The following is a 21,198-nucleotide window of genomic DNA, read 5'->3' on the forward strand; positions in this document are numbered from 1 at the left end:
AGGGGCTGAGTTGATGTTAGGGAGCTGTAATGGTTGTTGTGATGCGATTGTAGGCTGCTTCATCCATAGGGGTGCTGGCCAGCCATTCATTGCGGGTGTTGAACCAGTCGATTTGGTAGTGCGGTTTGCCTATGAGATGGGCGATCAGGCTGGCGCCATTCGCTTGTTTGATCAGCAGTTGCAGGCTATTGCGCTGTAGCAAGGCCAGTGGTTCAGGCAACTTGTTGGGCTGGGGCAGGGCGACTGCTTGTTGTGCCAGCGGCTCCAGCAAGCTGAGCAGGGCAGTCGTTTGCGCTGCGTTGAGCGCAGCGAACAAGGAGCGTGCATTGGCTCGCCAGGCGATGCCATCGCTTGCCTGCAATTGAGCCAGCAGAGCATGGTTTTGCTCGCTCGCGATGGCGTTGGCGATATCGGCTTGACCACCGTACAAGGTGACGCTTGCGGACGGCGCCTCATGCGTGCGCGCAGCCTCTGCCAGTGGGGCAGGCATGGGCGGCGCAGGCTCGCGCAACTGGTCCTGCGCCTGAGTGGCCGCTTTGCTGGCCGGTGCTTTTGCCATGGGCGCGCTGGGTGCCGTTTGCAGGTGCGCGTCAGGCGCTTTTCTGGCTGCAGCGACTGCCCGCTCGTTGGCGCTGGCTGAGGCGCGTGGGGCCATGGCCGCTGCTAGTGCCCGCTCTGCCTGCGGCGCTGGTGCGACAGCCTGTGCAGGCGCAGCAGTGTGCCCTACCGTGGCGCTGTCAAAATCCCATGCGGGCTCAGGCATGCGCTCATACCAAAGCACCAGAACCAGGCTGGCCAGGGTGATGGAGGCCAAGCCAGTTGCCCAGCGTGGCGGTGCAAAGCCTTGTGCGCCTGCAGACCACCAGGTCTTGAGCGCATGCCATGGATTGCGTGCGCTCCGCTTATTGGTTGTGCAGTGCTGCTCGGCGGCAGCGAGAATTGCCGCCCGTGCAGCGGCCAGCTTGGTGCTGTCGATCGGGGCCTCTGGAGCCGCAGCCAGTGCTTTGCGCCAAAACGCATCTAGGCGTTGTGCGTCGCGGTTGTGGTTGGATGGTGCATTGCTGCGCTTGTGTGAGTGCTTCATCGCGCGCCCTCCAGTGCTTGCAGGTAACTGCCCATGCACTGCTTGAGTTTGTGTGTGCCGTAACGCAGTCGGCTGCGCAGCGCTTCAAAGGCAATGCCCAGGTGCTCGGCCAGCTCGTCCATTGAGCGATCATCTTCGTGCTTGAGCACAAACGCCGCGCGCTGCTCATCAGGCAATTCGTCCAGGCAGTGCAATAAGCGCTGGCCTGCTGCACGCCAGAAGGCTTGTTCTTCTACCGAGCCCGCGTGTTGCAGAGACAGGGCCGCATCACTGATGTGCAGGGCTGCCTCGTCTGGCGACAGTCCCCATTCTTGGTCATCGGCGTGGGCTGGGGCCAGCTCGGCGATTTGGGGGCTGCGCTGGTGGTTGCGTAACCAGTCGATGCTGGTGTTATAGGCCACGGTAAATGCCCAGGTGCGCCATGTCGCGCCTTGGGGCACAAAGCTGTCTTTGGCGCGGATGATGCGCAGCCATGCCTCTTGAAACACTTCTTCGCAGTGCTGCTGGTGCGCGCGCCCCAGCGTGCGGGAAATAAAACGCAGCAGGCTTGTTTCATGGCGGCTGTAGAGCGTGTTGAAGCTGGCTTGCTTGCCGGCCGCATAGCTCTGCATCAGCGCCTCATCGGATTCTTCTTGCGGCAAAGTCATGGGTTCAATTGATCTGGATGCACCATAGCGCCCTGTGAGCGGGGTCAAGCGGACCCCGTATGCGTTGGGCGATTCTGGCTGGCAGTGTAGCTGCGCTGCACGGGGTTGGGATGTATCCAATGCATGCATTGCACAGTGATTGATACGACGGCTGAGTGCATTTCGGGTTGGGCGCAGCGTATTTCTGCGCTAGGATGGGCCTATCGTTTCTTATGGAAAGACTGTTGGATGGCCTTGTCTCACCTTATTTCCGCGTCCGCATTGGCGCAGGCTCTTGAAGATTCGCGCGCTGCAGGCGCGCCGCGTTTGGTTGTCGTGGATTGCCGCTTTGATTTGATGGCGCCAGCTTGGGGGCGTGAGGCCTTTTTACAGCAGCATGTGCCCGGCGCGCTGTATTTCTCGCTCGATGACGATCTCTCGGGTCCACACACGGGCCGCAATGGCCGCCATCCGCTGCCCGGTATTGAGGCGTTTGCACAGCGTTTAGGCCAGGCCGGCATCGACGCCGACACCACCGTGATTGCCTATGACCAAGGCGCGTTGATGATGGCTGCACGCCTGTGGTGGATGCTGCGCTGGCTCGGACACGGCAAGGTCAATGTGCTCGATGGCGGCATGCCTGCCTGGCTGGCAGCCGGTTTGCCGACAGAGTCGGGCGCTGCGCAACCAATCGCTGCACGCCACTATGCGGCTCAGCCTCGCAGCGACATGCTGGTGACGGCCGTGCAAGTGCAAGCGGCGTTAGGGCAAGGCCAGCAGCGCCTGATCGATGCGCGTGCGCCAGAGCGTTACCGGGGTGAGGTCGAGCCATTGGACCGCGTTCCAGGCCATATTCCAGGAGCCCTCAATCGCCCGTTTACCGCCAATTTGGAGCAAGGCCTGCTCGTGCCTGTTGCGCGTTTGCGCGCCGAGTTTGCACCTTTGCTCGATGGCGTCAGCCCCGCGCAAGTCGTGCACACCTGCGGCAGTGGTGTGTCCGCTGCGGCCAATGTGCTGGCGATGGAAGAGGCCGGTTTGACGGGCAGCCGTTTGTATGCGGGCAGCTGGAGTGAGTGGTCGTCTGATCCTGAGCGCCCGGTGGAGACTGGCAACGCGCCTTCAAACGCGCTGTAGTTTTTAGAGCGATTTTTTGTCGCGGCTGCGTCGAGATGGTGAACACGCTTAGTGCTGGCACTGCGCGCAGTAATACGTGCTGCGCTGGCCTTGCACAATGTGCTTGATGGGGGCGTGGCATACGCGGCAGGGCTGACCAGCGCGGCCGTAGACTTGCGCGCTGAGTTGAAAATGGCCATGGCTGCCGTCTGCTGCGACAAAATCGCGCAGGCTGCTGCCGCCTTTTTCTACCGCCTGCGCAAGCACTTGCACCACGGCTGCATGCAACTTTGCCAGGCGCGCTGGGCCAATGCGGCCAGCTGCTGTTTTGGGATGGATGCCGGCAAGAAACAAGGCTTCGCTGGCGTAAATATTACCAACTCCAACGACCACATCGCCAGCGAGCAAAGCTTGCTTGACGCTGACCGAGCGGCCTTGAAAGCCGGTTTTCAGGGTCTGTGGGCTAAACTGCTCTGACAATGGCTCAACCCCGAGCTTGACAAGCAACTTATGCACATGCGGCGCATCGCTGCTGTCTGCATAAATCAAGGCGCCAAAGCGGCGTGGATCGTGCAGGCGCAACAGGCGGTCAGCAAAGACCAGGTCGACATGGTCGTGTGGCCCCGGTGGGTTGTCTTTGTCCAGAATGCGCACACTGCCGGACATGCCCAGGTGCAAAACCAAGACAGCGCCTTGGTCCAAATCCAGCAACAAGTATTTGCCGCGCCTGCGCACGCCAGTGATGACGCGCCCATGCAAGAGCTCTGGCGCACAGCCCAGCGGCCAGCGCAGCGGTTTTCCCAGGCGAACGCGCTGCAGGCGCAAGCCCGTGATGGCTGGCGCAATGCCCAATCGGGTGACTTCAACTTCTGGCAATTCAGGCATGGGCAATCAAAGCAAATAAGAAGAGTAAGTAAGGTCTTGTTCAGATGGGAACGATTTGCCAAGAAATCAATCCCATCCATCTCAGTGGCAGTGTTCTCTGGCTATTGTAAAAACAGCTTATAAGAGCTGCCCATCATCTCTGCGCAGCCGCGCTGAAGCCTAAAAAGCGCATTGCGGCGTTGCCCGTCTTGACCATGTCGGCGTATGCGCTGCTACAGGCGCATTGCGGTGCCACTTGTTGGTGGCTTAGGCGACTGCGTGGAGATTGCAAACAGGTTCTAAGGAAAACGGGCACACTTGCCATCATCCATTGAGCAATTAGATTATTATCTTCTGATGCAAAAAAATCACCAGCGTACCTTGTTCTCACTGAGTCTGATGGCGGCGTTCCTGCTATCGGGTTGCCAGGCTGCGCCTAGCCCTGTTAGTGCGCAAACGCAGGCCGCCGAGACGGTCGAGTCAGTGCCAGACAATGCGCTCTCTCCCAGAGCGACTGCAGAGAGTTTCTATGAGGCGCTGGTGGCCGAAATCCTGGTGCAAGAGGGGGATGCAGGCTCGAGCTTTGAACTGATGCTGCGTTCTGCCCAAACGCGCAAGCAGGAAGATTTGTTCAGGCGCAGCATGCAAATTGCCTTTTTGCTTGGTGACGGGGAGCGTGCTTTGCGCGCAGCCAATGCCTGGTTGGCGGCCGTGCCTAGCTCACGCGATGCCAATAAAGCGGTGCTGCAGGTATTGGTCAACCTCAACCGCATTCCGCAGTCGCAATGGCATTTGCGCAAAGAGCTGAATGTCGCCGCTGAGAGTGAGATGGCCGAGAATTTGTACGCGATCCCACTGGTCTACCAACGCACGCCCGATAAGGCAGTGGTCTACCAAGTCGTGCAAGCGGCGATGGTTGATCAACTCCAAGAAGATTCGCCTTGGCGTGCCGATGCTTTGGCTGTGCTCGGCCGTATTGAATTGCAGCGTGGGCAACAAGACGCCGCACTGGATAGTTTGCGCCAGGCTTATGCGGTCAATCCGCAGTCGGTCGGCGCGGCCTTTTTGGCGCTGGAGCTGTATGCGCAGGGCAATCCCAAGGCAGGCGCGATGTTGCATGCCTACGCCAACAGTGACACAGCCAATACCTTGTTCCTAATCGCGTATGGCCGACTTTTGGCCGCCCAGAACAATGACCAGCAAGCCTTGCAGGTGTTTCAGCGCGTGACCTCGTCTGTGCCGGACATGCCCGATCCGTGGCTGGCGCAAGGCGCGCTGCAGGCCAGTTTGGAGCAGTTCGCCGATGCCAAGAAGTCCCTGGACCAATTTGACCGCTTGATTGAGGAGCTGCCCGAGTCAGACTTGCAGCTGCGCGGCATGGATGAATCCTTGGTCATTCGGGCACAGATTGCCGAAGCCGAAGGCGATTTGGCACTGACGCAGAGCTTGCTCGATGAGGTGGGCGACCCTGGCTTGGTCATGCGTGTACAAGTTCAGCGTGCCAGAAGCAAAGCCCAACAAGGGCATATCACTGAAGCGCGAGCGCTGATTCAAGCGCTGCCAGCGCCCAATGATGAGATCAAACAGCTCAAACAACGCGCTGAAGTGCAGTTGTTGCGCGATTACGGCGACACACAAGGCGCCTACGATTTGCTGGCGCAACTGGTCAAGAGCAACCCCGACGATGACGATCTGGTATATGAGTACGCGTTGATGGCCGAGCGCCTGGGCAAGGTCAAGGAGATGGAGACGCAGCTGCGCCGCATCATTGACCGCTCGCCTGGCCACTTCCATGCGCTCAATGCGCTGGGCTACTCGTATGCCGATCGCGGCATTCGTTTGGCCGAGGCGCGCCGCCTGATTCAGGCCGCCCTGGCGTTTGAGCCAGAGAACCCCTATGTGCTTGACAGCATGGGCTGGCTCGAATACCGCCAAGGTAATTTGGCAGCGGCGCAGCGTTTGCTGGAGCAGGCCTATCGCATTGATGCCGATGCCGAGATTGCTGCGCATTTGGGCGAGGTGCTGTGGGTGCGTGGTGAACGCTCCCAAGCGCTGAAAGTGTGGCGTGAAGGACTGGCTGACAATGCGCAGAGTCAGTCATTGCTAGAGACCATCGAGCGTCTCGATGGTGCAGGTAGTGTGTTGCTGCTGGAGTTGCCCGGTCATACCGGCCAAGCCGCTCCTGAGGCAGTGAAGGCGCAGCCATGAACCTATCGGCGCACACAAGTGCTGGCCATGGGAGCCAGACCTCTGCATCGCTGGGTCTGACGCGGCGCGCACTGGGGGTTGCCGCGGCTTGTCTTTTGGCCGCCTGCACGACCCCAGCCTTGTACAAACCGCAACCAGGCTTGTGGCGTGGCCGTATGTCCTTGACGACTGAAGAAGCCAGGCCACAGTCGTTCTCCGCGAGCTTTGAACTCACTGGCAGTGCCCAGCAAGGTGAATTGGAAATCTACAACCCCTTGGGCAATATTGTCGCCAGGCTGTTCTGGTCACCTGGTCTTGCTACCGTCCATACAGGCTCAGAGCAGCGCAGCAGCGCCTCATTGGACGAGCTGATTGCGCGGGTGGTCGGCACGCCGATTCCTGTACAAGCACTGTTTGCTTGGCTGCAAGGAGATGCGCAAGCGGTGGTGGGCTGGCAGGTAGATTTGTCGCGCTATGCGCAAGGCCGCATCAGCGCTGTGCGCGAGCAGCCATTGCCACGTGCCAACTTGCGCCTGGTCTTGCAGTCGCCAGACGCTTGAATGCAGCTGGCTCGTCGCTCAATATCCGTTTCTCTATATATATGCATGCTGTGGAGCACCTGGTGCGGCTTGAAAATGTGCTGGCACCTGCCAAATTGAATTTGTTTTTGCACATCACAGGGGTGCGCAGCGATGGCTACCATTTATTGCAATCGGCTTTTGTGCTGATTGATTGGTATGACGTGCTGCATTTTGAGTTGCGCCCCAACTCGAATCAGATCAGCCGCGAAGACCTGACCCAGGTTTTGCCTGAGCGCGATTTGATTGTGCGGGCGGCACAGGCACTGCAACAAGCCGCAGGCGTGCAGCAGGGAGTGCATATACAAGTGGAGAAAAACATCCCAGCCGAGGCAGGCATGGGGGGCGGCTCCTCGGATGCGGCCAGCACCCTGATGGCACTCAATCGCTTATGGCAGCTCAACTGGTCTTCCGCGCGCTTGCAGCAATTGGGCTTGACTCTGGGGGCTGATGTGCCGTTTTTTATTGGCGGCACGAATGCCTGGGTGGAAGGCATTGGCGAGCAATTGACGCCACTGACAGGAGCGCTGGCATTGCCCGAAGCGCGCATGTTGGTGGTCAAGCCTCAGGCAGGTTTATCAACTTCTGCAATTTTTTCTGATCCTAATTTAAAACGCTCAAAAAGCTGTGCTACAATTTCATCTTTCACTGATTCACCATATGACTTTGGTTGTAATGTGCTTCAGGAAGTAGCCGAGAGAAAATGTTCTGAGATAAAAAAATTAATTTTTTTCTTAAAACAACGAAAATTTCAGGTTACAATGACAGGCTCAGGTTCAGCGGTTTTTGCAAAGATTGATGATACAATCTCTGATGTTAAACTAAACGAAGTGTTGATGCAAATTAATACTGAGTTTATTGGCAGCAAAGCCAAGATCTGTAAAGTTTTGTCAGTACATCCTTTTTTGGATGTGCGCTAAGTTTTTAAGCATCAGAGTAATCTGGTGTTTGTGTAGGGGAGTCGCCAAGCTGGTTAAGGCACCGGATTTTGATTCCGGCATGCGAAGGTTCGAATCCTTCTTCCCCTGCCAAGTTGTATAAAACGCCGCTATGCGGCGTTTTCCTTTGGGCGTTTGTATTGTTGCGCTGTATGTCCGATAATAACGCCTGGTGGCTTTAAATCTATCTGGATTAATGCAAGTCCAGATGCTGTCTTAAAGCTGATTGATTGCCCCGCCATCCTCCCCACGTTCTGCGGTCCTCTTATGACATCCTCTCATCACCCTGATTTCATGGTGTTTACTGGCAATGCTAATCCTGGCCTTGCTGAAGAAATTGCACAGCATTTGGGAATTCAATTGGGGGCGGTGCAAGTCGGTCGTTTCTCCGATGGCGAAGTGACTGTTGAGGTCAAGCAGAACGTTCGCGCACGAGACGTGTTTGTGGTGCAGTCCACTTGTGCTCCCACCAATGACAGCTTGATGGAGTTGCTGATCATGGTCGATGCACTCAAGCGCGCATCGGCTGAGCGTATCAGTGCCGTGATTCCTTATTTTGGATACGCCCGTCAGGACCGCCGTCCACGCTCGACACGCGTGCCAATCTCTGCCAAGGTCGTTGCCGATTTGCTGCAAACCGTTGGTGTAGCACGCGTGCTGACAATGGACTTGCATGCAGACCAAATCCAAGGCTTCTTTGATATTCCGGTCGACAATATCTATGCGTCGCCAATTTTGCTCAACGACCTGAGCCAAAAGAAATACGAAGACCTGATTGTGGTCTCGCCCGATGTCGGTGGCGTAGTGCGCGCTCGTGCGCTGGCCAAAGAGCTGGGTTGTGATTTGGCCATTATTGACAAGCGCCGCCCCAAGGCCAACGTCAGCGAAGTGATGAACGTCATTGGCGATATTGAAGGCCGCAACTGTGTCGTCATGGATGACATGATCGACACCGCAGGCACTTTGGTCAAAGCCGCAGAAGTGCTCAAAGAACGTGGTGCCAAAAGCGTGCATGCATACTGTACGCACCCGATTTTCTCGGGCCCTGCGATTGAGCGCATTGCCAATGGCGCCGCGCTGGACGAAGTGGTGGTGACCAACACCATTCCGCTGTCAGAAGCGGCTCGCAACTGCAGCAAGATTCGCCAGCTGTCAGTTGCCCCGCTGTTTGCCGAGACCATCCAGCGCATTGCGCGCGGTCAATCGGTGATGAGCCTGTTTAGCGACGACTGATCGCTGGTATTTTTGGCGCAGCTTCAAGCTGCGCCTTGTCATTTTTACCCAGCGCGGCCTTGCCGCGCTTTATCAACCGGAGCATTGCTGGTCGCGGCATGTTCCAATCTGGAGAAAACCATGCAAGTAAATGCATTTGAACGTGAAAAGCAGGGAACGGGTGCGAGCCGCCGTCTGCGTCATTCTGGCCGCACACCTGGCATCATCTACGGTGGTGCTGCTGAGCCACAACTAGTCGAATTCGACCACAACCCACTGTGGTTCGCATTGCAAAAAGAAGCTTTCCACTCCAGCGTACTGGACTTGGAAGTGGCTGGCAAAACACAAAAAGTGCTGTTGCGCGATGTGCAATACCACCCATACAAGCAATTGGTTTTGCACGTGGACTTCCAACGCGTGAACGAAAAAACCCGCATGAACATGAAAGTCCCAGTGCGCTTCACTGGTGGCGATGAGTCCCCAGCAGTCAAAACTGAAGGCCAGTTGATCAGCACTGTGATGACCGAGCTGGACGTGACTTGCATGCCTGCTGACTTGCCAGAAGCCATCGTAGTTGACCTGAGCAAATTGGCTAAAAACGGTGTTGTGCGTCTGCGCGACATCAAATTGCCACGCGGCGTTGCTGCGCTGAAGCGTTTGTCTGCACAGAACCCTGTGTTGGCTACTGCCACTGCTGCTCCTGCAGCAGAAGAAGACGCAGCTCCAGCAGCTGAGTAATTGGCGCAGGCCGAATGGCCTTGGGCTTAACCAGGGCCGCTGCGGCTGATACTGCCGCTAAGCAAATGGCTGAATGCAAAAACCCGCTAACATCGTATGTTGGCGGGTTTTTCTTTGTCCGCACACAGCTGCTGTGTGCCGCGCAGAGTGCTCACTGCATTGGCATTCTTGAAAAGAGTAGCGAAGTTATGGCTTTGAAATTATTGGTGGGCTTGGGCAATCCGGGGCCTGAATACGAAGCGACCAGGCACAATGCTGGTTTTTGGTGGATTGACGCAGTCGCTCGCAGTAGTGGAGTGTTTTTACAACCAGAAAAAGGTTTTTTTGGCAATGTAGCTAAGGCACGCATTGCCGATCAGGCCGTCTGGCTGGTTGAGCCGATGACGTTCATGAACCGTTCGGGCCAATCGGTGGCCGCTTTGGCGCGTTTCTACCGCATTGAGCCGCAGGAAATTCTGGTCGTGCATGACGAGCTGGATTTGCTGCCAGGGCAGGTCAAGTTGAAAAAAGGTGGCAGCCATGCTGGGCATAATGGCCTCAAAGACATCCAGGCGCAGCTCGGCAGTGCTGATTTCTGGCGGCTGCGCATAGGCGTGGGCCATCCGGGTGTCAAAAGTGAAGTGATTAACTGGGTGCTGAAAAAACCTTCGCGTGAGGATATCGAGGCCATTGAGGTGGCCAGCGAGCGTGCGATGAGCGCCTTGCATGAGTTGGTGCAAGGTGACATGGAGTTGGCGATGCGCAAAATCCACAATACAGCCGCTGGAGTTAAAGGCCCGAAAGTGGACAAGCCCAGCCAGAGCTAGTTGGGCATGGCCTGCTTGAAGCAGATGCGAGCAGCTCTGCTTCGGGTTTTTCTTGGCGACTGCCCGGCAGTGGCCAGCAAGCGCAATCGAACACACAAAGGCATTGGCTATGACGGCACAACAGGGGCAAACACCACAGGCGCACACGACGGAGTTTGTCGGCAAACTCGACTGGTTGCATGTGGTGCAGTGGTTGCACCAGGATGCGGTGATTGCTGCCGAAGCGGCGCAGCACACGATTGCGCGCTTTTCGCGTGCCGAGAGCGCGCAAAATCCTCTGGTGCGTTTGGCTGCCATTGGCCTGGCAAAGGCCGACGGCAGCGGTGTGCTGAATCTGGATGAACTCTCGGCCTTTGTCGCCAGGCGTGCCCAATGCGAATTTGTCACCATCGATCCGCTCAAAGCCGATGTGGGCCGCATTGCTGAGGTCATGGGCGCAGCTTATGCGAGCCGCTACCAGGTGCTGCCTATCAAGGTGCTGGCACATGAAGTGGTGATTGCCACCAGCGAGCCTTTTGCGATCGACTGGGTGCGTGAGATTGAGCGCCAAGCAAGGCGCACGGTGCGGGTGGTGATGGCCAATCCGCTAGAGTTGAAAAAATACATCGGCGAATTCTATGCACTGGCCAGCTCGGTCAGCTTTGCGCAAAAGACCGGCAGTAGCAGCAATAGCTCTTTGGCCAGTTTTGAGCAATTGGTCGAGTTGGGCAAAGGCAATAAAGCCCTGGATGCGAACGACCAGGGCGTGGTGCGCGTGGTGGAATGGCTGTGGCAATACGCGTTTGACCAGCGCGCCAGTGACATCCATTTGGAGCCACGGCGAGAGCAGGGCGCCATTCGCTTTCGCATCGACGGCGTGCTGCACACGGTCTACCAGATGCCTATTGGGGTGCTGAACGCAATGATTGCCCGCGTCAAATTGCTGGGCCGCATCGACGTAGTGGAAAAACGCCGCCCACAAGACGGCCGAATCAAAACCCGCAGCACCAACGGTGAAGAGATCGAGATGCGGTTGTCGACCTTGCCAACGGCCTTTGGCGAGAAAATGGTGATGCGGATTTTTGACCCAGGCAATACGATCAAAAGCCTGCCTGAGCTGGGTTTTACACCGCATGATGGGCGTCGCTGGGAGGAGCTGATTCATAAGCCGCACGGTATTATTTTGGTCACCGGCCCGACTGGCTCGGGCAAAACCACGACGCTGTATTCGACGCTCAAGCGGGTTGCCACCGATGAGGTCAATGTCAGCACCGTGGAAGACCCGATCGAGATGATCGAGGCCAGCTTCAACCAAACCCAGGTGCAGCCGCAAATTGATTTCAATTTCGCCGAAGGACTGCGGGCCTTGATGCGCCAGGACCCAGACATCATCATGGTCGGCGAAATCCGTGATCTGGAAACTGCCGAGATGGCAATCCAGGCGGCACTGACTGGGCATTTGGTGTTCTCCACCTTGCACACCAATGATGCGCCATCGGCAGTCACCCGTTTGATGGAGCTGGGTGTGCCTGCCTATTTGATCAATGCCACGTTGCTGGGCGTGCTGGCCCAGCGCCTGGTGCGAACCTTATGCAAAAACTGCAAAGAGCCCGATGAAGGCTTTGAGGTGGCGACTTTGGAGGAGGCTGTCAAGCCCTGGAGGTTCAATCTGGAGGGCAGGAAGATCATGCCCTACAAGCCAGTCGGCTGCACCGAATGCCGTATGAGCGGCTATCGTGGCCGCCTGGGACTTTATGAGTTGCTCACAGTGAACGGCCAGGTGCGCGAGCAGATTCATGCGCAACTGGTTTTGCCCCAGTTTCGCCGTGAAGCAGCTGCCGCTGGCATGCGGCCTCTGCGTTTGTCGGGCGCGCAAAAAGTTGTCGATGGCACCACGACGTTGGAGGAGGTGTTGATGTCAACGCCAGAGCCGGGGTGATGGAGCTTTTGGAGTAGGTGCGGTTTTTCTGCTGGAAATAACGCATGAATGATTGGTGCGCTGGTAATCAGTTGTGATAATGCTTCCCAGGCAGCTGCATGGTTTGTAATCAATGAATTGAAAGTGACGTAATGGATATCGCTCAGCTATTGGCATTCAGTGTTAAGAACAAGGCCTCTGACTTGCACTTGTCTGCAGGCTTGCCGCCCATGATTCGTGTCAATGGCGATGTGCGCCGCATCAACGTGGAGCCACTGGATCACAGAACGGTGTTTGCGATGGTCTATGACATCATGACCGACTCGCAACGCAAAACATATGAAGAGTTTCTGGAGGTCGACTTCTCTTTTGAGATCGATGGGCTGGCGCGTTTTCGTGTCAACGCGTTCAACCAGAACCGCGGTGCGGCGGCGGTGCTGAGGACCATTCCCAGCAAGGTGCTGAGCCTGGAGCAGCTCAATGCGCCCAAGATTTTTGGCGATCTGGCCTTGAAGCCGCGTGGTTTGGTGCTGGTGACAGGTCCAACTGGCTCGGGTAAATCGACAACGCTTGCTGCGATGATCAACCACCTCAATGAAGCCGAATACGGCCACATTCTGACGGTGGAAGACCCGATTGAATTTGTGCATGAGTCCAAGAAATGCCTGATTAACCAGCGTGAAGTCGGTCCAATGACGCACTCGTTTACGGCGGCGCTGCGCTCGGCCTTGCGGGAAGACCCTGACGCTATTTTGGTGGGCGAATTGCGTGACTTGGAAACGATTCGCTTGGCGTTGACGGCGGCTGAAACAGGCCACTTGGTGTTTGGAACCTTGCACACCTCCAGTGCAGCCAAAACCATTGACCGTATCATTGACGTGTTTCCAGCCGAAGAAAAAGAGATGGTGCGCTCGATGCTGTCGGAGTCGCTTGAGGCCGTGATCTCGCAAACCTTGCTCAAAACCAAGGATGGCACAGGCCGCGTGGCCGCGCACGAGATCATGCTGGGCACACCAGCGATTCGCAACCTGATTCGCGAGGCCAAAGTCGCGCAGATGTACTCGACCATGCAGACCAGCCAAAGCATGGGCATGCAAACCCTCGATCAGAATCTGATTGAGCTGGTGCGCCGCAATGTCATCAGTGCCAAGGATGCGCGCTTCAAAGCCAAGAACCCCGATAACTTCCCCATCTAAGCGGCTCGCAGCCCGCAAGGAGTCTGGCAAGTGTGGTGGCGTCGTAACAATCAACCTGAGCAGACTGGCAGCGACAGTGCTGCTGCTGCTGCTGAGGTTCGTCCTGCCGTGCCATTGGACGATGAGTTCGCGTACTTGCAGTCAATGGTCGATGGGCGTATGACGGCGCAAGAGCTGGTCATTCCCTGGCGGGTGCGGGCCCAGGAGTTGGGCGCGCGCAGCTTGGCGTTGGGGCGCGGCGTGGCGTTGCTGCAAGAGGCCTGGTCGTACCAAGGACCGAATCAGCCGTTTGGTCGCGAAGAGTTATTGGTGATGGGGCCATTTTTTGAGTATTACGCACTAGCTGCTGGTCTGCACATCGTGCACCAGAGCGAATATGGAGACTATATGCTGGTGCAGCTCACCGGCGTGATTGCGGTTGAACGTGCGCAAACAGCCGGGCCGCCAGTGCGCATGGCACAGACCAACATTGGCGATGTGATTGGTGAGATGTCATTGCTCGACCAGGGCCAGCGCTTTTCTTCTTGCGTGACACTCACGCCGTGCGATGTGGCCGTGCTCACACGCGCAGGGCTGGAGCGCATGTTGGCCGAGCAGCCACTGATGGCCGCAAACGTGTTGTTGATGCTGGCGCGCAAGTTGTCGATTCGTTTGCGCTCAATCAGTGCCAAAATCCGCTAAATGCTGCGGTTGGCGCTTGTTGGGCTGATCAGCAATGTATGAGATGGACGAACAAGTCCTAGCGATTCAATCTGAAGGGACATGAGTATGGAGAGAGACCAGGCCAGTAAATTCATCAACGACTTGCTGCGTTTGATGGTCAGTAGAAATGGCAGTGATTTGTTTATCACCGCCGATTTCCCCCCAGCCATCAAGGTCGATGGCAAAGTGACCAAAGTCTCACAGCAGGCCTTGACGCCGGCCCATACGATGGCCTTGGCACGCTCGATCATGAGCGACAAGCAAGCCGCAGAATTCGAGCGCACCAAAGAAGCCAATTTTGCGATTGCGCCTGCCAGTGTCGGGCGCTTTCGGGTCAATACCTTCATGCAGCAAGGCCATGTTGGCATGGTGCTGCGGGTGATTCCGCTGGAAATCCCCACCATTGACGCGCTGGGCTTGCCGCAAGTGACCAAAGACATTGCGATGCAAAAGCGTGGTTTGTGCATTCTGGTGGGCGCGACGGGCTCAGGCAAATCGACCTCGCTGGCGGCAATGGTGGATTGGCGCAACCAGCATTCGTTTGGCCACATCGTCACGATTGAAGACCCGATCGAATTTGTGCATGCGCATAAAAACTGCGTGATCACCCAGCGCGAGGTTGGCCTGGATACGGATTCGTGGGAGGCTGCGCTGAAAAACTCGCTGCGCCAGGCGCCCGATGTGATTTTGATGGGCGAGATACGTGACCGTGAGACCATGGAGCACGCCATTGCCTTCTCGGAAACCGGGCATTTGTGTTTGGCCACATTGCACGCCAACAGCGCCAACCAGGCGATGGACCGGATCGTCAACTTCTTTCCTGAAGAGCGCCGCGCGCAGCTGCTGATGGATTTGTCTCTGAACCTGCGCGCGATTGTCTCGCAGCGCCTGTTGCCGCGCCAGGACGGCAAAGGCCGTGTCGCAGCGTTGGAAATTCTGATCAATAGCCCGCGCATTGCCGATTTGATTTTCAAAGGCGAGGTCAGCGAAATCAAGGAAGCGATGAAACTCAGCCGCAACCATGGCATGCAAACCTTCGACCAGGCCTTGTTTGACCTGTTTGAGGGCAATCTGGTCAGCTACGAGGATGCGCTGCGCAATGCCGATTCGGTCAATGATTTGCGCCTGCAAATCAAACTGCACAGCGCGCGTGGGCGCTCCAGCAACCTCAGCGCCGGCACCGAACACTTATCGGTGGTGTAATGGCCACTTTGCCCTTTTCTCAGTCCCAGATTTGTACCTCTATGACAGCACAGACGCCCTCTATCAACACCCGCCCATATCCCAGCAGCAGCAGCGCCAAAGTGGCCTTCATTGGCTTAGGGGTCATGGGCTATCCCATGGCCGGCCATTTGGCCGCCGCTGGCCATGAGGTCGTGGTCTATAACCGCACACGTGCCAAGGCACAGCAATGGGTTGAAGAGTTCGCTGCAGTGCAGGCCAAAGTGGCGTTTGCTGATACACCGGAAGCCGCAGCCAAAGACGCCGATATCGTATTCGGTTGCGTGGGCAATGACGATGATTTGCGCGCTGTGACCATCGGTGCTGGCGGCGCTTTTGCTGGCATGAAGCGCGGTGCGATCTATGTCGATCACACGACAGCTTCTGCCGATGTGGCGCGCGAGCTGTACGCCGCAGCCAAGGCCCAAGGCCTGCAGTTTATCGATGCCCCGGTCTCCGGCGGTCAGGCCGGTGCGCAAAACGGCCAGTTGACCGTGATGTGTGGCGGTGACCAGGAGGTTTTTGACCACGTTGCGCCAGTGGCCCAGGCATTCTCGCGCGCGTTCACCTTGCTGGGTGGATCAGGTGCTGGGCAGTTGGCCAAAATGGTCAACCAAATTGCCATTGCGGGAGTGGTGCAAGGCCTGTCAGAGGCTGTGGCGTTTGCGATGCAAGCTGGCTTGGATGTGCCTGCGGTGATCGACGTCATCAGCAAAGGCGCAGCGCAAAGCTGGCAAATGGAAAACCGCGCCAAAACCATGGCGCAAGGCCAGTTTGAATTCGGTTTTGCTGTGGACTGGATGCGCAAAGACTTGGGGCTGGTGCTGGAGGAGGGCCGCCGTAATGGCGCGCACCTGCCTGTTACGGCCTTGGTGGACCAGTTTTACTCTGACGTGCAGGCCATGGGCGGACAGCGCTGGGACACCTCCAGCCTGATCGCACGCTTGGTCAAGCCGGCTGCGAAGTAAGGGGCTTGCCATGGCAGACACGCCCACTAAGACATTGCATCTGTATGTACTCAACGGTCCCAACCTGAATTTGCTGGGCACGCGTGAGCCGCAGGTATATGGTCACCAGACCCTGGCCGATGTTGAGGCGCTGTGCCAGCGCACGGGGCGCGGCTACGGCTTCGAGGTGCATTGCCACCAAAGCAACCATGAAGGCGATTTGGTCAGCTGGATCCATGAAGCGGGCTTGCACCACCGCAGTGGCCATCTCGCTGGCATTGTGCTGAACGCTGGCGCGTACACACACACCAGCGTGGCATTGCTCGATGCGATCAAGGGCACGGGGGTGCCATTGATCGAGCTGCACATCAGCAATGTGCATGCGCGTGAGAGCTTTCGCCACCACTCCTACATTGCCAGTGCGGCCAAGGCGGTCATGTGTGGCTTTGGTGTGATGGGCTATGGCTTGGCCATTGATGCGATTGCGCGGTGGCAGGAAACCACTACGTAAAGGGTTGGGCTGGTATATGGTCAACGGCACTGAGGGCGAGCCTTGCCATACAAGGAAAACGCGAACGAAACCATCAATTGGTTCCACCCTGCTGGTGCTGGGTGTATCATCAGTTGACGGCCATAGTAAAATACCATGTTCCTCCCCGCACGGCTTGGTAGCCGTAACATAGCGGTATCTTATAAAAACGCAGTACAAATCTGATTTGTACGCATGAGAAGTTAGGCCAGCTATGACAAACGATCACGAAGCCCCTTTTGAGATCCATGTTCACGGACAGGTCTTTGTCCGTCCTGATGTGGTGTTTGCCGACATTGAGCAAGCCCTGATGCCGATGTGGCGCTACGCCGGAGCCCGCTCTTTAGCCGGCGCGGCAGTGGGCTACTACGAAGAGGAGCCCGGTATTGAGTTTGTCGCCCGCGAACATGCGCTGCAAATTTGCTGGACCGTGCGTGGCAATGAGGCCTTTCGCCAAGTGCTCAACGATGTCTGCATGAACCTCAACGAGTTGGCTGACCGTGGTTGCGCCATCGAGGTGACGTTTTACGACCGCGCCTTCGACGAAATGGACGAAGATGAGGACGAAGACCAAGCGCCTGAGCACGAGGGTGAGTCACGCGATGATTTCTTCTTGTTGTTTGTTGGTCCAACGCCTTCGGCCATCATGCAAGTGCAGCGCGATTTGCTGGTGCAGGATGTGGTGAGCTTGATGGAGCGCCATTTCGATGCCTCCGAGTTGACCGGGGTGGTTGCTGAAGTGGACCGCTTGTTCACAGGCCGCTTTGATGCCTTGGTCAGCTCTTTGGAGTTGGGCAAGCCGCCACGCGGTGAGTCCGGCCCGGGTGGCGGGCATGGCGGCGGTGGCAGACGCCCGCGCCATCAGCATTAACAGGCTTTAAGCGGTCTGTCGCTGGGGCAGGCAGCGCTTTGCAATCGCATGTAAAAGATCGCTGTCACCACTGGTTTGTAGCCAAGTATGGCCTTGCTGTGTCGGCGGGGCCAGCAGGTCCAGCGCTTGGAGTTTTGCCTCGGTTTGCTTGGCAACAGCCGAGGCCGAGTCCAGCCATTGCACAGAAGCGGGCGCATGCTTTTGCAAGAGCGGTAAAACCAATGGATAGTGCGTACAACCCAACACGAGCGTGTCGACTGCTGGCTGCTGCTCTGTGCGTGCCAATGCCTGGGCAATATACAGGGCAGACAGTGCCTCAATAGCTTGCGTATCTTGTTGCTCAATGGCTTTGGCCAAGCCATTGCAGGCCACGTGGCGAACCAAGGCGGATCCCTGCAACTGGGAGACCAGGTTTTGGTATTTAGGACTGGCGAGGGTACGTGCCGTAGCCAGCACTGCAATATGGCCGCTGGTGGTGCTCGCCAAGGCCGGCTTGATCGCAGGCTCAACGCCAATGATTGGCATGGTTTGCCAACGCGCGCGCAGCGCATGGATCGCCACAGTCGTTGCGGTATTGCAAGCCACGACCAAGGCTTTGATCTGGTGCTGGCTTTGCAGTCCTTCGCTGATGTACAGGCTGCGCTCAGTGATAAAAGCATCGCTGCGTTCACCGTACGGGGCAAAGCCCGAGTCGGAGAAATAGACAAAGGTCTCATGCGGCAATTGCTGCTGCAGTGCTTGCAAAATGCTCAGGCCGCCGATGCCGCTGTCAAATACGCCGATTGGCAAGGAGGAGTGCGTACTCATAGTGGGCAGGAAAAGACGCGCATCGCGTAGTGGATGAATCAGTGGAGTAAAACCGAAGTCTTCAGCGCATTGTATGGCCTGGTACGTGTGACTACAGCCACCTGCAGGAAACTGGCTGGCCTGCAGTAACAATGTGTGCAGGATTGATGCATGTATTTTTTACAAGCATGGGATGTATTTGTCTTTAGAATCATTTAATCGATATGCGCATCAAGTATGCTTAAGCACGATCGGGCACTAGCCTGAAAAATCCTCGCTGCTAGCTGGGGATCTGCCGGGTATTGTTACCGCAGCTGGGCCGCGTATGCCACATTGGCACACAGTGCATTTTTACCTCTAAATTAAATATTAATAAACCATGGGTGCTACGACTCCAGCTCAAATTCATGCCCGGCTGAAGGTGTTTGTGATTGCTGCGCGCAGCTTGTCTTTTACCGAAGCGGGTGAGAGTCTGTGCATCACCACGGCGGCTGTGAGCCAGCAAATCAAGGCGCTGGAAGAGTGGCTGGGATTTAAGCTCTTCCAGCGGTTTTCGCGTCGCCTGGAGTTGACGGAGGAGGGCGAGCGCCTGCTGGCCACTGTGAGCCCGGCCTATGCCAACGTCGACTTGGCGATTCACCGTTTGCGCGGTGGGCCGCTCTCTGGCATTGTGCGCATCCGCTCACTGCCCTCATTTCTTGGCATTTGGTTGGTGCCGCGCTTGCCACTGCTGATGCAGCAGTACCCGCATATTGAATTGAGTCTGGAAGCCGAAGACAGCGCCCACTCATTGCGTGAGGGCGAGTTTGACATCGCCATCGATTTGAACGATGGCGGCATGCCTGGTTTTCAAAGCACGGTGCTGATGCAAGAGGCGATTTTTCCAGTGATTTCTCCCAAATTGCTGGCCGCAACAGGGCGGCCTTTGGCGAGTGTGGACGACCTGCAGCATTTTCCGGTGCTGCACGATGTCACCGCCTGGCGTGGCAGTGAGCCGTATGGCGAATGGGAGAGCTATCTGCGTGCGATTGATGCGGCCCATGTCGATGTGCGCCGTGGTTATATGTTCAACCGCCACCAAGCAACCATTGATGCAGCGAAGGTCGGCATGGGTGTGGCGATTGCTCGCCAGCGCCTGACTTTGGATGAGTTGGCCTCTGGGCTGTTGATTGAGCCATTTGGCAAGCGCGTGATGACCGGCAAAAGCTATTGCCTGGTCTATGCTGCCGGTGCCTTGGATGACAGACGGGGGGCCGCCGTGCACAACTGGCTGGTGGAACAATCCCAAGGCGAAGATATGGCTCGTTTGGTGCAGGCCAGCTGAGTGAGCATGCATTGAACAAGAGCGCTAGCGACCAAGCGCTTCCAGCATCGCCTGGCGAATTTGCAGCCCTACTTTACAGATCCAGGTGAGTGCGTTGGGCCAGCCTGCGGTCATGCAGGCAGGCCGCCATGGCGCAGCCAGCCAGCCCCAGCCCCAGCCAGCACACGGCCGACCAGCCACCGATGTCCCAAGCAACGACACCCAGCGCAGAGCCAGCCGAGGCACCCAGAAAATAGCCGGTCATGTAGATCGCATTGGCGCGTGAGCGGGCCTGGCTGGCCAATTGAAAAATCACGCTTTGGTTGCAAATATGCACGGCTGCAATCGCCACACCCAGCAAAAGCAAACCCATGGCAAAAATGCTGGCGCTGTGGGTGGCCAGCCACATGGGGGGCCATACGACCAATAGCAAGATGGCCGAAGCCAGCGAGGTGTTGGGCTCCAGTCCTCGGTCGGCCCATTGGCCAACCGGTTTGGCCACCAAGGCACTGGCCACACCGACCAGACTGAGCAAGCCAATTTGCATGTCATTGAATTGGTGGGGCGCTTTGCCAAGCAACAAGGCCATGGTCGAGAACAACACTGCCAGGCTGCCAAAGCTGAACGCGCCCATCAGGGTGCGGCTGCGCAGGCGCGGCTGGTGAGCGAACAAATCCACCAATGAGCGCATGGTGCTGGCGTAGCTGGCTTGGCTGCTGACCTGTGCTGCCTTGGATTTGGCAGGTGCTGCGAAGGCCGCTTTGGAGGGCAGGGTTTTGGCCAGGGCTGCTGCGACTGCCAGCATGAGTACAGCGGTCAGCACATAGACCGATTGCCAGCCCGCAGTGCCCGAGAGAATGCCGGCAATGCTGCGAGCCGACTGGATGCCAATCAGCAGGCCAGTCATCAAGATGCCCACGGCGCGACCAGCTTGCTGGGGGGCGACCATCAGCGTAACCAAAGGCACCAGCACTTGTGCGGCCACCGAGAATATGCCTGCAATGGCAGAGCCCAGCCAGAACAATGCAATGTTGTCAGTGATCGCACACAGCAGCAAACCGGCAGCAGCCAGTGCCATCAATGTCACAATCAGCTTGCGGCGATCTAGCAAGTCGCCGAGCGGAACCAGAAACAACAAACCGCCGGCATAGGCCAGCTGGGAGATCGTGACGCTATAGGCCGCTTGGGCTTCACTGACGTTGAGCCCGATGGCAATCGAATGCAGCAGCGGCTGGTTGATGTAGTTGCAGCCTGCGCACAGGCCGCAGGCAATCGCCATCAGCAGCAGCAAGGTGCCAGAGGCTTGCACCGGTGGCGCAGGAGTATGGGTGGGAGAGGAAGTCATGAAGAAGCCAGAGTGCGGGAAACCGGCCAAGTCTAATGACTTTATGCCAAACGTGCTGGCAGAGCCTGCGCGCATGCTTGAACGTGTGTTTCAAGCGCATGTGGTCAGCCTGTAAGAACCTGTTGACGATCTATTCGCAGTTGCGCAAGACACAAAAAACAGGCAACGCAGTAATGCGTTTTTTGCGCCGCATTGCATCCTTTTTGGTCTCAACGCGGTCTGCGAATAGATCGTCAACAGGCTCTAAGGCTCGCT

General features: G+C 57.1%; 20 protein-coding genes and 1 tRNA gene. 16 read left to right on the forward strand and 5 right to left on the reverse strand.

The window, feature by feature from the left end; translation table 11 throughout:
* Positions 1-16 precede the first annotated feature (16 nt).
* Complete coding sequence (locus E8K88_RS06350; RefSeq protein WP_136405808.1) at positions 17-1,084, reverse strand: hypothetical protein; 1,068 nt, start codon at positions 1,082-1,084, stop codon at positions 17-19.
* Positions 1,081-1,731: a sigma-70 family RNA polymerase sigma factor gene (locus tag E8K88_RS06355; protein WP_136405809.1), complete on the reverse strand. Its 651-nt coding sequence runs from the start codon at positions 1,729-1,731 to the stop codon at positions 1,081-1,083. The genes E8K88_RS06350 and E8K88_RS06355 overlap by 4 nt, the downstream gene beginning before the upstream one ends.
* Before the next feature lie 228 nt (positions 1,732-1,959).
* Between E8K88_RS06355 and E8K88_RS06360 the strand changes: the two genes are divergently transcribed.
* Entirely contained in the window at positions 1,960-2,844 is an 885-nt protein-coding gene (locus tag E8K88_RS06360; RefSeq protein ID WP_136405810.1) for a sulfurtransferase, read from the forward strand.
* Positions 2,845-2,892: 48 nt separating this feature from the next.
* On the opposite strand, the gene mutM is transcribed toward E8K88_RS06360, so the two are convergent.
* Entirely contained in the window at positions 2,893-3,708 is an 816-nt protein-coding gene (gene mutM / locus E8K88_RS06365; protein WP_136405811.1) for a bifunctional DNA-formamidopyrimidine glycosylase/DNA-(apurinic or apyrimidinic site) lyase, read from the reverse strand.
* A gap of 336 nt (positions 3,709-4,044) precedes the next feature.
* Between mutM and E8K88_RS06370 the strand changes: the two genes are divergently transcribed.
* The 14 genes from E8K88_RS06370 to E8K88_RS06435 all read left to right on the forward strand — a co-directional run bounded on the left by E8K88_RS06370 (position 4,045) and on the right by E8K88_RS06435 (position 17,509).
* Positions 4,045-5,895 (forward strand): tetratricopeptide repeat protein, encoded by a 1,851-nt coding sequence (locus tag E8K88_RS06370; RefSeq protein WP_136405812.1) that lies wholly within the window; start codon positions 4,045-4,047, stop codon positions 5,893-5,895.
* A 155-nt stretch (positions 5,896-6,050) separates the two neighbouring features.
* Positions 6,051-6,434, forward strand: coding sequence for a lipoprotein insertase outer membrane protein LolB (locus E8K88_RS06375; protein WP_240754371.1), 384 nt, complete (start codon positions 6,051-6,053; stop codon positions 6,432-6,434).
* Positions 6,435-6,493: 59 nt separating this feature from the next.
* On the forward strand, positions 6,494-7,372 hold the full coding sequence (gene ispE / locus E8K88_RS06380; protein ID WP_136405870.1) for a 4-(cytidine 5'-diphospho)-2-C-methyl-D-erythritol kinase: 879 nt from the start codon (positions 6,494-6,496) through the stop codon (positions 7,370-7,372).
* A gap of 34 nt (positions 7,373-7,406) precedes the next feature.
* Positions 7,407-7,483: transfer RNA gene (locus tag E8K88_RS06385), tRNA-Gln, on the forward strand.
* 174 nt (positions 7,484-7,657) lie between these two features.
* Entirely contained in the window at positions 7,658-8,623 is a 966-nt protein-coding gene (locus E8K88_RS06390; protein WP_136405814.1) for a ribose-phosphate pyrophosphokinase, read from the forward strand.
* Positions 8,624-8,743: 120 nt separating this feature from the next.
* Entirely contained in the window at positions 8,744-9,340 is a 597-nt protein-coding gene (locus E8K88_RS06395; protein ID WP_136405815.1) for a 50S ribosomal protein L25/general stress protein Ctc, read from the forward strand.
* A gap of 188 nt (positions 9,341-9,528) precedes the next feature.
* Positions 9,529-10,146 (forward strand): aminoacyl-tRNA hydrolase, encoded by a 618-nt coding sequence (pth, locus tag E8K88_RS06400; RefSeq protein ID WP_136405816.1) that lies wholly within the window; start codon positions 9,529-9,531, stop codon positions 10,144-10,146.
* Positions 10,147-10,255: 109 nt separating this feature from the next.
* The gene (locus E8K88_RS06405; RefSeq protein ID WP_136405817.1) at positions 10,256-12,064 is read left to right on the forward strand and encodes a GspE/PulE family protein; all 1,809 of its coding nucleotides are present in this window, start codon (positions 10,256-10,258) and stop codon (positions 12,062-12,064) included.
* Positions 12,065-12,195: 131 nt separating this feature from the next.
* Positions 12,196-13,239, forward strand: a complete 1,044-nt coding sequence (locus tag E8K88_RS06410) for a type IV pilus twitching motility protein PilT (RefSeq protein WP_136405818.1) — start codon at positions 12,196-12,198, stop codon at positions 13,237-13,239.
* Positions 13,240-13,269: 30 nt separating this feature from the next.
* Entirely contained in the window at positions 13,270-13,920 is a 651-nt protein-coding gene (locus E8K88_RS06415) for a Crp/Fnr family transcriptional regulator (RefSeq protein ID WP_136405819.1), read from the forward strand.
* Between the two features lie 87 nt (positions 13,921-14,007).
* Positions 14,008-15,144 carry a PilT/PilU family type 4a pilus ATPase gene (locus tag E8K88_RS06420; protein ID WP_136405871.1) on the forward strand — a complete coding sequence of 379 codons (1,137 nt, stop codon included), beginning with the start codon at positions 14,008-14,010 and terminating at the stop codon, positions 15,142-15,144.
* Positions 15,145-15,185: 41 nt separating this feature from the next.
* Complete coding sequence (locus E8K88_RS06425; protein ID WP_136405820.1) at positions 15,186-16,130, forward strand: NAD(P)-dependent oxidoreductase; 945 nt, start codon at positions 15,186-15,188, stop codon at positions 16,128-16,130.
* A gap of 10 nt (positions 16,131-16,140) precedes the next feature.
* Positions 16,141-16,620, forward strand: a complete 480-nt coding sequence (aroQ, locus tag E8K88_RS06430) for a type II 3-dehydroquinate dehydratase (RefSeq protein WP_136405821.1) — start codon at positions 16,141-16,143, stop codon at positions 16,618-16,620.
* A gap of 232 nt (positions 16,621-16,852) precedes the next feature.
* Positions 16,853-17,509, forward strand: a complete 657-nt coding sequence (locus E8K88_RS06435) for a DUF6806 family protein (protein WP_136405822.1) — start codon at positions 16,853-16,855, stop codon at positions 17,507-17,509.
* A gap of 6 nt (positions 17,510-17,515) precedes the next feature.
* On the opposite strand, the gene murI is transcribed toward E8K88_RS06435, so the two are convergent.
* A complete protein-coding gene (gene murI / locus E8K88_RS06440) occupies positions 17,516-18,316 on the reverse strand; it encodes a glutamate racemase (RefSeq protein ID WP_136405823.1) in 801 nt (266 codons plus the stop codon).
* Between the two features lie 358 nt (positions 18,317-18,674).
* Between murI and E8K88_RS06445 the strand changes: the two genes are divergently transcribed.
* Complete coding sequence (locus E8K88_RS06445; RefSeq protein WP_136405824.1) at positions 18,675-19,619, forward strand: LysR substrate-binding domain-containing protein; 945 nt, start codon at positions 18,675-18,677, stop codon at positions 19,617-19,619.
* Between the two features lie 73 nt (positions 19,620-19,692).
* On the opposite strand, the gene E8K88_RS06450 is transcribed toward E8K88_RS06445, so the two are convergent.
* Positions 19,693-20,943, reverse strand: a complete 1,251-nt coding sequence (locus tag E8K88_RS06450) for an MFS transporter (RefSeq protein WP_136405825.1) — start codon at positions 20,941-20,943, stop codon at positions 19,693-19,695.
* Between the last annotated feature and the right edge of the window lie 255 nt (positions 20,944-21,198).

The sequence above is a fragment of the Lampropedia aestuarii genome (genome assembly GCF_004803635.1).
GTDB classification, from domain to species: Bacteria; Pseudomonadota; Gammaproteobacteria; order Burkholderiales; family Burkholderiaceae_C; genus Lampropedia; species Lampropedia aestuarii.